This window comes from Gordonia sp. JH63, from assembly GCF_009856645.1.
GTDB lineage: Bacteria > Actinomycetota > Actinomycetes > Mycobacteriales > Mycobacteriaceae > Gordonia > Gordonia hongkongensis.
In genome coordinates, this window is the sequence record NZ_CP047235.1 from 4,508,591 (window position 1) to 4,522,163 (window position 13,573).

Sequence of the window (13,573 nt, forward strand, 5' to 3'; positions counted from 1 at the left end):
CTTAGGTTCGGTGTCGAGCACGCCGACGGCGACCGAGACCGAACGTGCGCACGAGCAGAGGAGACATGCGATGAGCCGGTTGACCGCCGCCATTGTGGGATCGGGCAACATCGGGACGGACCTGATGTACAAACTGCTGCGGTCCGAGTACGTAGAACCGGTCCACATGGTCGGGATCGATTCCGCCAGTGAGGGTTTGCGCCGGGCGCGCGAGGAAGGACTCGAGGCGTCGGCCGAGGGCGTGGACTGGTTGCTACGGCAGTCCTCGCCCCCCGACCTCGTCTTCGAGGCCACCTCCGCCAAGGTCCACGCCGCCGTCGCGCCCCGCTACGCCGACGCGGGGATCACCGCGATCGATCTGACGCCCGCCTCGGTCGGCCCTTACGTCGTCCCCGCGGTCAACCTCCGCGAACACGTGAACGCGCCCAACGTGAACATGGTGAGCTGCGCCGGGCAAGCCACCATCCCGATCCTCCACGCGATCAACCAGGCCGCCGACGCCGCCTACGGAGAGATCGTCGCGGCCATCGCGTCGGCGAGTGCGGGTCCGGGAACGCGGCAGAATCTGAGCGAGTTCAGCGAGAAGACGGGGCGCGCCCTGGCGCAGGTCGCGGGAGCGGACCGGGCCAAGGCGATCTCGGTGATCAACCCGGCCGAACCGCCGATGAACATGCGCGACACGGTGTATGCGAAAGTGCGCAACCCTGATCCCGTGGCCATCGAACGCGCCGTGGTCGACATGGTCGCCGAGGTCCAGCGCTACGTCCCCGGTTACACCCTCAAGCTCGTCGACACCGATGGCGATCTGGTGACCGTGATGCTCGAGGTCGTCGGCGCCGGCGACTTCTTACCCACGTACGCAGGCAATCTCGACATCATCACCGCGGCCGCCGTGCAGGTCGCCGAGGTGATGGCGCAGGAGAGGGCCGCGACAGCGACACTTCAGACAGGAGCACTGCGATGACCAGCCAGTCCCCGGCCCGCGGGCCACGATCGGTCACCCTCGTCGACACGACGCTGCGTGACGGGATGTCGAGTGTCTCGCACCGGTTCACCACACGCGACGTCGCCGCCATCGCGGCCGGCCTCGACCGGGCCGGCGTCCCGACAATCGAAGTGGCACACGGCATCGGTCTCGGTGCGTCGTCGGTCCAGTACGGCTTCGCCGCGGCCACCGACCCCGAGTACGTGCGCGCCGCCGTCGACGCGGTCGACAACGCCGACATCGCGGCCCTCTACGTACCGGGCATCGCGACGCTGAACGAACTGCAGGCGGCGGTGGACGCCGGCATCTCGACCGTCCGCGTCGCCGTCCACTGCACCGAAGCCGATTGCGGGCAGCAGCCTGTCGAATGGGCGAAGGAGAACGGTCTCACCGTGATGACCTTTCTCATGATGAGCCACAAACTCGAACCCGACGCACTCGCCGAGCAGGCGGCCAAGCTCGACTCCTACGGCGCCGACGTCGTGTACGTCGTCGACTCCGCAGGTGCGCTCGTCCCGCGGCAGGCCGGCGAGCGGGTCGCGGCACTGCGCGAGGCGATCTCCGCGGACATCGGTTTCCATGCCCACAACAACCTCGGTGTCGGGATCGCCAACGCGCTCACCGCCGCCGAGAACGGTGCCACCTACATCGACGGCTCGCTACGGGGGCTCGGCGCCAGTGCCGGCAATGCCCAGACCGAAGTCCTCGCCGCCGCATTCGAACGCGCGGGCTGGGACACCGGCGTCGAGCTGTTCCCGCTCATCGACACCGCCGAGAACGTCGTGGCCCCACTGATGACCGAGCCGCAGATCGTCGACGAGACCGCGCTCGTGCTCGGCTACGCGGGTGTGTATTCCACGTTCTTCCACCCCACCAAGCGCGCCGCGAAGAAGTTCGGCGTCCCCGCCCGGGACATCCTGCTCGAACTCGGCCGTCGCGGCGTCATCGGCGGCCAGGAAGACATGATCATCGATGTGGCCTCCGAATTGGCGGGCCGCACCCACGAGACGCCGGTCGCGGCGGAGGTGTGAGGAAATGACTCTTTCCAGCCATCTGAAAAACACCGATCAGAGCGGTACTGCCGAGGTTCGCCACCTCATCGGGAACGAGTGGCGGACGGCCTCGGACGGCGCGACGTTCGAGTCGCGCGACCCGCACGACGGCGCGCTGCTCGCCCGGGTGGCGCGCGGCACCGTCGACGACGGCGTCGCGGCGATCGACTCTGCCCGCACCGCTTTCGACGACGGGCCGTGGCCGCAGATGTCACCCAAGGAACGCGCGGCGATCCTGCATGCGGTCGCCGACGCCGTCGACGAGCACCGAGAGGAGCTGGCACAGCTCGAAACCCGTGACGGCGGCAAGACGATCACGCAGTCGCTGCACGCCGAGATCCCGCGGGTGGCCCACAACCTGCGCTTCTTCGCCGATTACGTCTCGATGGCCGCGAACGAGGCCTACCCGGACGGCGATCTGCTCTCCTACGTCCTCTACCCGCCCGCCGGGGTCGTGTCCGCGATCAGTCCGTGGAACGCGCCGCTGATGCTGGCGACATGGAAGATCGCGCCCGCACTTGCCTTCGGCAACACCGTGGTCCTCAAACCGGCACCGCAGACACCGTTGACCGCCAACCGTTTCGCGCAGATCGCGCTCGCGGCGGGTCTGCCGCCCGGGGTGCTCAACGTCGTCCACGGCTTCGGTGGTGAGGCCGTCGCCGGACCGCTGACCTCCGATCCGCGCGTCGACCGCATCACCTTCACCGGATCGAGTGCCACGGGCGTGAAGATCCTGCAGGCGGCCGCCGCGAACCACACGCCTGTCTCGGCCGAGATGGGTGGCAAGTCGGCCAACATCGTGTTCGCCGACGCCGATCTCGACGTCGCCGTACCCATGTCGCTGCGGGCCATCTTCGGCGGCAACGGACAGGTCTGCCTGTCGGGTTCGCGACTGCTGGTGCAGAACTCGATCCGGGAGGAATTCGTCGACCGCTTCGCCGAGGAAGCACAGAAGCTCGTGGTCGGCGACCCCAAGGACCCGACGACGTTCATGGGCCCGCTCATCGAGCAGCGACACCTCGACAAGGTGCACAGCTACGTCGAACTCGCGCAGGACGAAGGCGGCAAGATCATCACCGGCGGCGAACGCCTCACCGATCCGGATCGGGCAGGCGGCTTCTACTATCCGCCGACCGTCATCACCGGTCTGACCAACGACTCCCGCACGGCGCGAGAGGAGATCTTCGGTCCTGTCGAGACGGTTCTGGGTTTCGACACCGAAGAGGAGGCCCTGCGCATCACCAACGACTCCCCTTACGGCTTGGCGGGTATCCTCTTCACGCAGAATCTCGACCGGGCGCATCGGATGGCCGCGCGCTGGAAGGCCGGCACGGTCTGGATCAACACCTTCTTCGAACGCGATCTCCGGCTGCCCTTCGGCGGTGAGGGCATCAGCGGCCTGGGCCGTGAGGGTGGCCAGTACTCACGCGAGTTCTTCACCGAACCCCGTGCGGTGACCCTGCGCATCCGGAAGTAGGACCCGTGTCCACAACCGAGACATGTGTGGTCGTCGGCGCGACCGGCGCGATGGGGACCGTGTTCACACGACGCCTGGTGGCACGCGGGATGCGGGTTCTCGCGGTGGGGCGCCGTGCCGAGGAACTCGAACAGCTCGCGGCAACAGACGAGCTGATCATCCCGTGCGCGGCCGACATCGCCGAGGACTGGTCCGTGGACGCGATCCGATCCTGCCTCGACGGGCCCGTACGACTCGCGGTGTTCGCGGCCGGTCTCCCGGTGCGCGGCTCCGCGGACGCGATCGAGCCATCGCTGCTGGCCACCGCGGCCAACATCAAGGTGGCCGGCACCGTCCGGTTGCTGCGAGCAGTCCGCGACCATCTCGCCGACGGCTCGCGGTTCGTCGCGGTCGCGGGTTCACTCGGACTCGAACCGGGGCCCCTCGACGCGGGACCGGGTACCGCCAATGCCGCGTTGTTCAATCTGATGCGACAGATCTCGGCACTCTATGGACCCCGGGGTGTCACCGTGCACACCATCGCGCCCGGGCCCATCGACACCCCTCGGCTCCGCGCCTTCGTCGACACCGAATCGCGTGAGACCGGTGCCGCGCCGCAGGAGATCTGGGACAGGTACACGGCCAAGACCACGCTGGGTCGCCTGCCCACACTGGACGAGATCGCCTGGCTCGTCGAGATGTTGCTCGAGCCCCAGGCCGCCGTGCTGCACGGCAGCGTCCTCAACGCCGACGGCGGAACTCGCCACGGCATCCAGTAGCCCGGTCCGAAACGGACGCAGGCACTTCCCGAACGGAGCCAACATGCCGGTTGCACACTTCCACATCCCCGTCGGCAGCGCGTCCACCGAGCAGCGCGCCGCTCTGCTGACCGCCGCGAGTGCGGCCTACTCCCGCATCCTCGACTCACCGATCGAGCGGGTACGCGCCTTCGTCGTGCAGTACGACCCGACCGACCTCGCCGTCGGCGGACAGCTCGTCGCCGACGGCGGGTCGACAGCCCCCTATTTCACCGCCATCGTGCTCGCAGGCCGTCCGCCGCAGCAACGTTCGGAACTTCTGGCCGCGTTCACCGACCTCGTCGTCGAGCACCTGGACGTTGAACGCTCGGGCGTCCGTGGACAGATTGTCGAGGTGGCGCCGGAGAATTGGGGCATCGCCGGCGTGCCGGCGAGTGATGTCCGGGCGTCGGAGATCGCACTCCGCGCGGCTCGCTGAGCCCGACACATCTACACTGTGGAGTTGTCAAAGGTCGTGTGGCGCCGGAGTCGACGCCGGAGAGTCTGGGCGCGGTGGTTCTAGGGTTGGCGACTACACGAGGGCGTCGTCGAGTCGCATGGTGCGGCGGTTGTAGGCAGGCCGGGGTAACCGTCGGGGGTCGATGTCGGCCGGCGGGATCAGCCACGGATGCCGATCAGGACCCATCACCACCTCCCAGCCATGGTGATGGACCTGGGTATGGCAGCGCTGACACAGCAAGCACCCGTTGTCCAGATCAGTCGGACCACCATCAGCCCAATGGACGAGATGGTGGGCCTGCTTATGCGCGGCGGGGGCAACGCATTTCACACAGCACATATCGCGAACGATGATCGCTCGACGTGAGTGGTGTGGGAACAGCCGATTCGTGGTGCCCATCCGCAACGGCACGCCCTCGTGTCGAGCACGATCTCGGCCACCCCACCGTCGCAGGACAGTCGTCGTGCCGTCGACGCCGTGACCGCACCGACCCACGGCAACCGCGCCGGATCGGTGTTGTCGGCCGGGATGGTCACCAGCACCTGGGTGCGGGGCGCGCCAGCGGTGGTCATCGCCGCACCGACCGCCGCCTGATCCAGCAGCAACTCCAGGCCATCAGCACGGCGTTGCCCGGCGTCACGCCGATCCTGGGCACCGTCGGATTCCGGCCGCGGGCACGACCGTTCGTCGATCATCGACAGGAACTTCTCCCCGATCACCGCGGTCACATCCGCGGCGAACGCGACTCTGCCCTGCTCGGTCACCCGCGTGTGCACGGTGTTCAACGACGCGTCATCAGCCGCCGCAACCGTGTCGGAGTCGGCATCCGCGAGGCGGGCAGCGAGATCGCGGGCGTGAGAGTCGATCTCGGCCGGGGTGGCCCCGGAAAATGCCTGGGTGAGCAGTTCGGTCTCGAACACCTGCCGATCCTCATTCGACAGCGCAGCGGCAGAACCTTTCTCGGCCACACAGATTCCGCGCACCACCCCATCGACACACTCGGCAGACAGGTACCCCTCGGCCGCGCAGTCGGCGAGCTTCGGCAACGACGCCAGGCCGCCGGCGACCCGCACACCCGTACGCGACCGAAGGCGGCATCCCCATCTCGACCAGCGTGGCTCGCGTCGTCGAACCCGCCCGCGCAGCCGCGCCCGACGCGTCGAACAGTGCGATATGGACGGCGATCTGATGTTCCAGGACGTTGCGCAGCACACGCAGTTCGTCGAGTCGGTCGAACACCGCGCGGCCACTGCCGTCGTCGGGCGGTGACTGCAAGGCGATGAGAGTGTCGCGGAGCTCGGTGATCGAGGGCATGACACCAAGGTACTCGCCGACACGTTCGACGACGAGGTTCATCCACAAGCAATCTTCGATGAAGATACTTGTCGGGCAATGGATGTCACTCACACCCCAGCGGTGAACCGTGGTGGACTGTGGTGAACAAGAACCCCACCAGCCACACGGGTCAGCGTCTACAATCACCAATGAACGTCGTGGAGCTGGAACGAAGCACTTCCGCCAACCTGGCCAGTCGCTGCAACGCATCCAGGTCGCCAGACCCTTCGTGACGCGCCCTCCGCAAGCTCCGGGCGCTCCTCAGGGAGCAGGGCTGACGCGCCCTCCGCAAGCTCCGGCCGCTCCTCAGGGAGCGGAGCGGGACGCGCCCCTGCCCTCGCGGCTACGCGCCGCGTCACCAACAGACTTCAACTCGACTCCTAGACTTCGATCGAAGTCCATCGGTCGAGTTGAAGTCTGCCGGTCGCCGGCCGGACCGCAGGTGTAGCGGTCTTTTCGGATCAGGGAGCGGGGGTGTGGGCGCAAGATGGTCTCCCGCGCCTCACGATTCCGTGATCGCCGCCTGGCGTTCGGCGACGGTGATGTCACCCGCCGACCAGTGGGTGGTCGGGACCTCGCGGACGCACACTCGGATGTTCGCGATCGGCGCACCGATCGCACGGTGGGCGGCCGCCGTCAGTTCGCGCATCAGCGCGCGCACCTCGTCGGGTGAACGCCCCTGGGCGATGGTCACATCGATGAACGGCATCTCAACCTCCGGCGATCGTGATGGAGCCCAGCGTGGTGAAGTGCGCTGCGACCCGGCTGCCCGGTTCCACCGCGACGGCATCGGTCATCCCCCCGGTGAGGACGACCCAGCCCGCTTCCAGGGTGACGCCCCGCGCGCCGAAGGTGTTGGCGGCGAACGCCAATGCCTCGGCAGGATGACCGAGCACCGCTGAACCCGTCGCGGTGGCGACGATGTCACCGTCGACTTCCAACAGGCACGCCTCGAGCCCGAAGTCGACGTCCGCGATGTCGCGGATGACCGGGCCGGTCACGTAGACGCCGGAAGAGTTGTTGTCGGCGACCGCATCCTCGAGGGTGAACTTGAATCCGGAGTACCGGCTGTCGATGATCTCGATGGCGGCCATCGCATAGTCGACCGCGGCGAGTGCTGTGGCCGCGGTGACACCGGGACCGGTGAGGGGCCGCCCGAGCACAAAGGCGATCTCCGGCTCGGCGCGCGGATGGATGAGTCGCTCACGCGGAACCGGCAGACCGGCGGGCAGCATCATCGCGTCGGTGAGCCAGGCGACCGACGGTTCGTCGACGCCCATCTGTTTCTGCTTGGCCCGCGATGTCAGGCCCAGCTTGATCCCGGTCACGGTCTCTCCGCGCGAGCGCCGATCGGCGAGCGCGATGTCCTGAGCCGCATAGGCTACGTCGAGGGTCAGGCCCGGCCACTCGTGGTGGATCGAGGTCCGCGCCGTCCGCGAGCGTTCGGCGGCGAGCAGCGTGCCGGCGACGCGGGCCGCACTCCAATCGCCGATTGCGTTGTCTGTCACGTCTTCTCCTGATGGTCCGAGGACACGAGCACTCACGCGCCGGCCAGCACCGCGGTGACGCTGCCAAGTCCGGCGATGGTGGCGACCACGGTGTCCCCCGGTGCGACCGGCACGGCCGCGGTCATCGAACCGGGCAGGACCACGTGGCCTGGTTCGAGGGTGACACCCAGCGGCCCGACCGTGTTCGCCAGCCACACCAGCGCGTTGATCGGGGATCCCAGCACCGCACCACCGGCGCCGGTGTCGACGAGTTCGCCGTTCATATGCAGGTTGCAACCGGCCATCCGCAGGTCGACGTCGACGAGAGGCACCGGCCGTCCGCCCAGGATCACCCCGCCCGACGACGCATTGTCGGCGATGGTGTCGAAGATGCCGATCTGCCAGTCGCGGATGCGCGAGTCCACGATCTCCAGTGCGGGGAGCACGAAGTCGACGGCCGCGGCGGCCTCTGCGACCGTGACCCCCGGCCCGCGAAGCGGTTTGGCGAGGACGAAGGCGACCTCTGGCTCGATGCGCGGCTGGATGAAGGTGCCCGCCGGGATCGGGGCGTGCTCGAGATGGAACATGCTCGCGGTGAGGTGCCCGAAGTCCGGCTGGTCGACGCCCATCTGCCGTTGGATGGCGCGGGAGGCCAGTCCGACCTTGTGGCCCTTCACCGCATCGCCGTTCTTCTCCCAGTCCTGAACCTGCGCGAGCGCGATCTCGTACGCGGTCGACAGTGGGTGGCCTGCGAACCGCGAGGCCAGGGGTTCGATCGTGGTGTGGTGGCGGTAGGCGTCGAGGAGTGCCTCGGCGGCGGTGCGGACGAGGTCGGCGTCGTCGGCATGGTCGGTCATGAGCGGCATGGTCTTTCTGGGATGAGGGACAGCGACCGCGGGGTCATCCCGCCACCGCGTGCAGGACGGAGACCTCGCGCTCGGGCAGCCGGATGGGCGTGGACACGTCGCCGGACGAGGTGTTCAGCGCGCGTGACGCGTCGGCGGCGGCCGCGATCACCGCACGCCGGAGTTCGTGTTGGGCCGGGATGAATCTCGTCGCGGGCGCGGTGATCGACATCGCCGCCACGACCACCCCCATCTCGTCGCGGATCGGAGCCGCGACGCAATGCACGTCGGGAACGGCTTCGGCCAGGTCGAAGGCGCACCCCCGACGCAGCACACCCTTCAGTTCGGCCGCCAGTTCGTCCGGGTCCGTGACGGTCGACGACGTGTACCGCCGGAGCTGCTTGTCGGTCACGTTGCGGGCCAGCTGAGCCGGGTCGCAGTGCGCGAGGAGCACTTTGCCGACCGCGCTGCAGTGCGCGTCGAGCTGGGCGCCGATCCGGGCGCCGGACACGTTGATGACGTGATTGCCGAGCACCTTGTCGACGTAGATCACCCGGTAGCGTTCCATGACCGCGAGATGGGTTGTCTCGCCGAACTTCTCCGACAGCGCCTGCAAAGCCGGTGCGGCACAGGATTTGACGTCGACCGTGCCCTGCAACGCCTGGTTCAGCTCGACGACCCGCCAGCCGATGCGGTAGCGGCCGCGGGCGCGGCACTGGAGCAGGCCGATGTCGACCAGTGAGGCCAGCAGCGCGTGTGCGCTCGACCGGGGGACGCCGAGCTCACCCGCGACCTCCGACACACCCCACTCCGGACGTTCGACGGTGAACAGATCCAGGACCGGGCCGATCTTCTGGACGGTCTGCAACGCGGCCATCTCAGGGCCCCACCGTCGACTCGTCACTGAACAACATGGTGGCACCGCCGGTGGCGAAGTTCGCGACATCGCCGGCCGCGGTTTGCCCCTCGGGCGAGCCGAGTGCCTGCCCAAGAGACTCTTTCGAATCGAAGTACAGCTCGGCCACACTGTACGAGGCGGGTTCGGTGCCGTCGAGGGACTCGCATTTGCCTGCGGCGAACCGCCGCAGTCCGGGGATGCGGCGAACCAGCTCGGCATGCTCGTTCTCGTAGTGCCGGTCGAAGGCCGCCGGGTCGAGCGGATGTCCGTAGATCACGGTGAGTCGGTACATGGCTTGCCTTTCGGGTTCGAGCGGGATGTCACGACGCTGCAGTGGTCGCCACGGGTGCCGCCACGGTGAATTCCTCGCGGAAGATGAGACGGGGCGCCATCCGGCGACGTTTGAGCGCCCGGACTCCGGCCTCGATCATGGCCGGTGGGCCACACAGGTACGCGCTCAGCCCTTTACAGCTCCGGAAGTCCTCGACGACCGCGTCGGTGACCATCCCGGTCGACCCGTCCCATTGCTCCTCGCTCAGGACGGGCCGGTAGTGGAAGTTACCGCGCTCGGCCTCGAGGTCGCGGAAGAAGTCGACGTCGTAGAGGTCGTCGCGGCGTCGGCCACCGTGGTAGAGGTACAGCTCGGGGACCAGACCGTGATCGAGCACATGACGGGCGATCGACTTGAGCGGGGCGAGTCCGGTGCCCCCACCGATGAGGATGGCCGGTTCGCTCTGTTCGCGGACGAGGTGGAACTGGCCCAGCGGTCCACGGAGTTCCACCCGCTCCCCCACCGACAGCGCGCTGAAGATCCAACCGTCCGTTGCCCTTCCACCGACGGTGCGCTTGACGTGGAACTCCAGGCGCTTCGGTTCCGACGGCGGGTTGGCCATCGAATACTGACGTCCGAGACCGGTACCGGGGATCTGCAGTTCCGCGTACTGACCGGCGTTGAACGACATCGGTTCGTCCAGTTCGACGACGAGTCGCCGCGTGTCGGTGGCGATGTCGTCCAGGGCGACGACGGTGCCGTCGAAATCGCGCAGTGGATGCCGTGGTGCGCCATCGTCCGACGCGGTGCCCAGTGGTTCGACGACCAGGTCGGAGCACGGCGTGGCCAGACAGCCCAGCGCCAGGCCGGCACACCGTTCGGCCGGCGTCAGCGTGTACTCGGGCGAATCATTGTGCGCCACCTGGCCGTCGAGTACCCGCACCTTGCAGGTCCCGCAGGTTCCCTGCGTGCAGGAGTGCGGGAGCCACTCCCCGGCACGCAGGACCGCGTCGAGAACCGACTGGTCGTCGGCGACCTCGAACGGGGTGTCCGAGCCCTGGATACGGACCCGATGTGTGCTGGTCACGGCTCAGACCTCCCACTTCACGTGGAGCTCCTTGGGACCGCGGAAGCCCCAGCCCCAGAAGTTGACCTCGTGGTCGGTGTCTCGCTCGATGTTCGGGATCGTCTCCAGCAGTTCCTCGAGCGCGATCCGGATCACGTTGTTCGCGAAATAGGTTCCGGCACAGGCATGGACGCCGCCACCGAAGGTCATGTTCGGGATCACGGCCCGGTCGAGGTCGTAGGCGGTCGGGGCGTCGTAGGCGTTCTCGTCCTGATTCGCCGACCCGTAGGACAGCATCACCACGGAGTTCTGCGGGATCGTCACACCGCCGACGACGACCTCGTCGGTGGCGATCTTCGCGGCCGCCGACCAGATCGGCGCGACCCACCGCATACCCTCACCGACCGCCCTGGGGATGAGGCCGGGATCGTCGACGACCCGCTCCAGCTGTTCCGGCCGGCTGAACAGACCGGCGAGTGTGGTCGCCATCGCATGTCCCGGTTCCTGCATCGCCCCGAGAAGGAACACATACAGGTTGGGGTAGATGACGTCGCGGCTGCGCGTCTGGCCTTCCGGCATCCCGTCGTGGAGCCAGTGCGAGATCGCGCTGTGATCCGGGTTGACGATCCACTCGTCGATCTTGGGGTCGACGTGCGCGATGATCTCGGCCTTCGCCTCGTCCCCCGGGACGAAGCCGTCGGGATTGGCGAACTCGCCGTCGGGCGTCATCGCGGAGTTGGTGAACGAGCCGCTGAGCTTGTGGAACCACTCCCGCAGTTTGTCCGTGCTCACATCCCCGAGGCCCAGCAGGTCGCCGAGGGCACGGACACTGACCGGTTCGCAGTACTCGGCGACGATGTCGGCCGAACCGTTGTCCTCGATCCGCTCCAGCAGTTCGCGTGCGAACGGACGCACCAGATCGTCGATGTAGTCGTCGACAGCCGACGGTTGCAGATGCGGCTCGACCATGTCGCGCAGGTCGCGATGCTCGGGGCCGTTCGAGTTGAGCAGCGCACCGTGGCCGAACGTGCGTCCGCCGGCCGGGGAGATCACCGCAGGCCAGGTGTCCGAGTCCTTCGCGATCTGCATGCAGAGTTCGCGGGTCGAGACGATGTACATCCCGAGTGACGGCACGAACGCCACCGGCGCCTCCTTTCGGAGCCGCTCGTAGAAGGGGTACGGATCGGCCTCCAGCTCGGCCATCGTGATCTCTTCGACGAACTTCGGGGTGACCTCGTGGGAGGGCTGTACTGCGGTCATGTGACTCTCCGTTGTCGTTCCGGATATCTGTTGTCTGGGGCCGGCTCGTTCGGTCATGCCGCCGGCCACGTCGGCGATGTCTTGTGATCTGGAACACTATGGGTGGAGGTGGTGGGAGAGAATGACTGCGAACGCACCGATGGATGACTCCGCGCGCACCGCCGGATCCGTGGAACTGAGCACCCGCGAGCTTGCGAGTGCCGAGGGCCGGGTGCGGTGGGCCGAGGCCCTCGACGCCACCTTCTGCGAGATGGACATCGACTGGCCCCAGGACCGACGCCCGTTCACCGCACAGATCGTCGCCCGACCCGTCGGCGCCCTGTCGGTCAGCGTGGTCCGCGCCGATCCGCACACCGTCGTGCGCACGCCGGCGATGATCGAATCCGATCCGGCCGACGACTATCTGCTGTGCCTCATCACCCAGGGGGCCGCGACGATCTCACAGGGTGAGCGCACCGGATTGCTGGAACACGGCGCCTTCGGGATCATCGACGCCACTGCACCTTTCGTCGTCAGTGGCGCAACCGAGTTCGAGCAGATCGTCGTGCGCGCCCCGCGGGAACAGCTCATCGCGCGGGCAACCCACGACGTCGTCGACGACGCGACGGGCCGGGCCATCGCGGTCGACTCGGGCATCGGACGGCTGGTGTCGAACTTCCTGGTCGATGTCGCGGCCCAGGTCCAGGGCATCTCCGTGCCGTCGTCGAGCACGGTGGCGAGCGCGGTCCTCGACATGGTCGCCGGCGCGATGACCGAGCAGGTCTCACCTCGCACCGCGACCGACCGGATACACGCCGCCGACCTCCGCGCGGTCCAGAACGCGATGGCCGATCACCTCCACGATCCCGACCACACCATCGCACTGGTGGCCGCAGAGCTCGGGATGTCGGTGCGCTACGTCCACAAGCTGTTCAGCACGACCGGCACCACACCTCGGGCGTGGCTCTACGCCCGGCGGCTCGACCGGGCCCGTAACCTGCTCGTCCAGAGCGATCTGGGCGTCGCCGACATCTGCGCACAGGTCGGGTTCCGCGACCCGTCGCACTTCAGTCGTGCGTTCAGCCGGACCTTCGGGGTCAGCCCGTCCCGGTACCGGACCATCGCGCCCTGAGCGGCGCCCTCCCTAGGATGGTCGGTACGCGACCGCAGGAAGGGCCCATGACGACCAGCGACATCGACCGCAGTGCCCGATTCACCCACTCCGAGTCCATCGCCGTCGACGCCACGCCGCAGCAGGTCTGGGACGTGGTGACCGACATCGCTCGCACCGGCGAGTGGAGCCCGATCTGCAAGGCGTGCTGGTGGACGGAGCCCGCGACCGGACCGGAGGTGGGCGCGTGGTTCTTCGGCCGCAACGAGACACCCGAGCGGGTGTGGGAGACCCAGTCGCGGGTGGTCGCCGCACAGGAGCCCGTCGAGTTCGCCTGGATGGTCAACGGCGACGCCGTGCGGTGGTCGTACACGATCGAACCCGACGACGACGGGACGACGCTGACCGAATCGTGGGCCGTGCAGCCGGCCGGGTTCGAGCTGTTCGCGCAGCGGTTCGGGGACGACGCCGACGCCCAACTCGAGCAGCGCCGCGACGCCGCGTTGTCGGGGATCCCGGTCACCCTCGCGGCGATCAAGGAGATCGTCGAACGCGTCTCTGCTCCCTGATC

The 13,573-nt window shown here is 67.9% G+C and carries 14 protein-coding genes and 1 pseudogene; 7 read left to right on the forward strand and 8 right to left on the reverse strand.

The window, feature by feature from the left end; genetic code table 11:
• Positions 1-70: 70 nt before the first annotated feature.
• The 5 genes from GR168_RS19975 to GR168_RS19995 are packed head-to-tail and all read left to right on the forward strand — an operon-like array spanning position 71 to position 4,729.
• Positions 71-964 (forward strand): acetaldehyde dehydrogenase (acetylating), encoded by an 894-nt coding sequence (locus GR168_RS19975; protein ID WP_078113761.1) that lies wholly within the window; start codon positions 71-73, stop codon positions 962-964.
• On the forward strand, positions 961-2,016 hold the full coding sequence (gene dmpG / locus GR168_RS19980; RefSeq protein ID WP_159371524.1) for a 4-hydroxy-2-oxovalerate aldolase: 1,056 nt from the start codon (positions 961-963) through the stop codon (positions 2,014-2,016). Before GR168_RS19975 ends, dmpG begins: the two co-directional genes overlap by 4 nt.
• A gap of 4 nt (positions 2,017-2,020) precedes the next feature.
• The gene (locus tag GR168_RS19985) at positions 2,021-3,514 is read left to right on the forward strand and encodes an aldehyde dehydrogenase (protein ID WP_078113760.1); all 1,494 of its coding nucleotides are present in this window, start codon (positions 2,021-2,023) and stop codon (positions 3,512-3,514) included.
• A gap of 5 nt (positions 3,515-3,519) precedes the next feature.
• Complete coding sequence (locus tag GR168_RS19990) at positions 3,520-4,272, forward strand: SDR family oxidoreductase (RefSeq protein ID WP_078113759.1); 753 nt, start codon at positions 3,520-3,522, stop codon at positions 4,270-4,272.
• 43 nt (positions 4,273-4,315) lie between these two features.
• Entirely contained in the window at positions 4,316-4,729 is a 414-nt protein-coding gene (locus GR168_RS19995) for a tautomerase family protein (protein ID WP_078113758.1), read from the forward strand.
• Positions 4,730-4,822: 93 nt separating this feature from the next.
• Here GR168_RS19995 and GR168_RS24010 read toward each other — a convergent pair.
• The 8 genes and pseudogenes from GR168_RS24010 to GR168_RS20035 all read right to left on the reverse strand — a co-directional run bounded on the left by GR168_RS24010 (position 4,823) and on the right by GR168_RS20035 (position 11,912).
• Positions 4,823-6,064: pseudogene (locus GR168_RS24010) on the reverse strand (DUF222 domain-containing protein).
• Between the two features lie 523 nt (positions 6,065-6,587).
• The gene (locus GR168_RS20005) at positions 6,588-6,794 is read right to left on the reverse strand and encodes a tautomerase family protein (RefSeq protein WP_159371525.1); all 207 of its coding nucleotides are present in this window, start codon (positions 6,792-6,794) and stop codon (positions 6,588-6,590) included.
• A gap of 1 nt (position 6,795) precedes the next feature.
• A complete protein-coding gene (locus tag GR168_RS20010; RefSeq protein ID WP_159371526.1) occupies positions 6,796-7,593 on the reverse strand; it encodes a fumarylacetoacetate hydrolase family protein in 798 nt (265 codons plus the stop codon).
• A gap of 32 nt (positions 7,594-7,625) precedes the next feature.
• Positions 7,626-8,429, reverse strand: a complete 804-nt coding sequence (locus GR168_RS20015) for a fumarylacetoacetate hydrolase family protein (protein WP_238994949.1) — start codon at positions 8,427-8,429, stop codon at positions 7,626-7,628.
• Positions 8,430-8,472: 43 nt separating this feature from the next.
• Complete coding sequence (locus tag GR168_RS20020) at positions 8,473-9,294, reverse strand: IclR family transcriptional regulator (RefSeq protein WP_065632481.1); 822 nt, start codon at positions 9,292-9,294, stop codon at positions 8,473-8,475.
• 1 nt (position 9,295) lies between these two features.
• The gene (locus GR168_RS20025) at positions 9,296-9,607 is read right to left on the reverse strand and encodes an EthD family reductase (protein ID WP_078113755.1); all 312 of its coding nucleotides are present in this window, start codon (positions 9,605-9,607) and stop codon (positions 9,296-9,298) included.
• A gap of 28 nt (positions 9,608-9,635) precedes the next feature.
• Positions 9,636-10,649, reverse strand: a complete 1,014-nt coding sequence (locus GR168_RS20030; protein WP_159371982.1) for a 2Fe-2S iron-sulfur cluster-binding protein — start codon at positions 10,647-10,649, stop codon at positions 9,636-9,638.
• Between the two features lie 27 nt (positions 10,650-10,676).
• On the reverse strand, positions 10,677-11,912 hold the full coding sequence (locus tag GR168_RS20035; RefSeq protein WP_065632478.1) for a cytochrome P450: 1,236 nt from the start codon (positions 11,910-11,912) through the stop codon (positions 10,677-10,679).
• Positions 11,913-12,033: 121 nt separating this feature from the next.
• Here GR168_RS20035 and GR168_RS20040 point away from each other — a divergent pair, with 121 nt between their 5' ends.
• Together GR168_RS20040 and GR168_RS20045 are read left to right on the forward strand one after the other, a co-directional pair.
• Complete coding sequence (locus GR168_RS20040; protein WP_159371528.1) at positions 12,034-13,023, forward strand: AraC family transcriptional regulator; 990 nt, start codon at positions 12,034-12,036, stop codon at positions 13,021-13,023.
• 47 nt (positions 13,024-13,070) lie between these two features.
• Positions 13,071-13,571, forward strand: a complete 501-nt coding sequence (locus tag GR168_RS20045) for an SRPBCC family protein (RefSeq protein WP_159371529.1) — start codon at positions 13,071-13,073, stop codon at positions 13,569-13,571.
• Positions 13,572-13,573 lie beyond the last annotated feature (2 nt).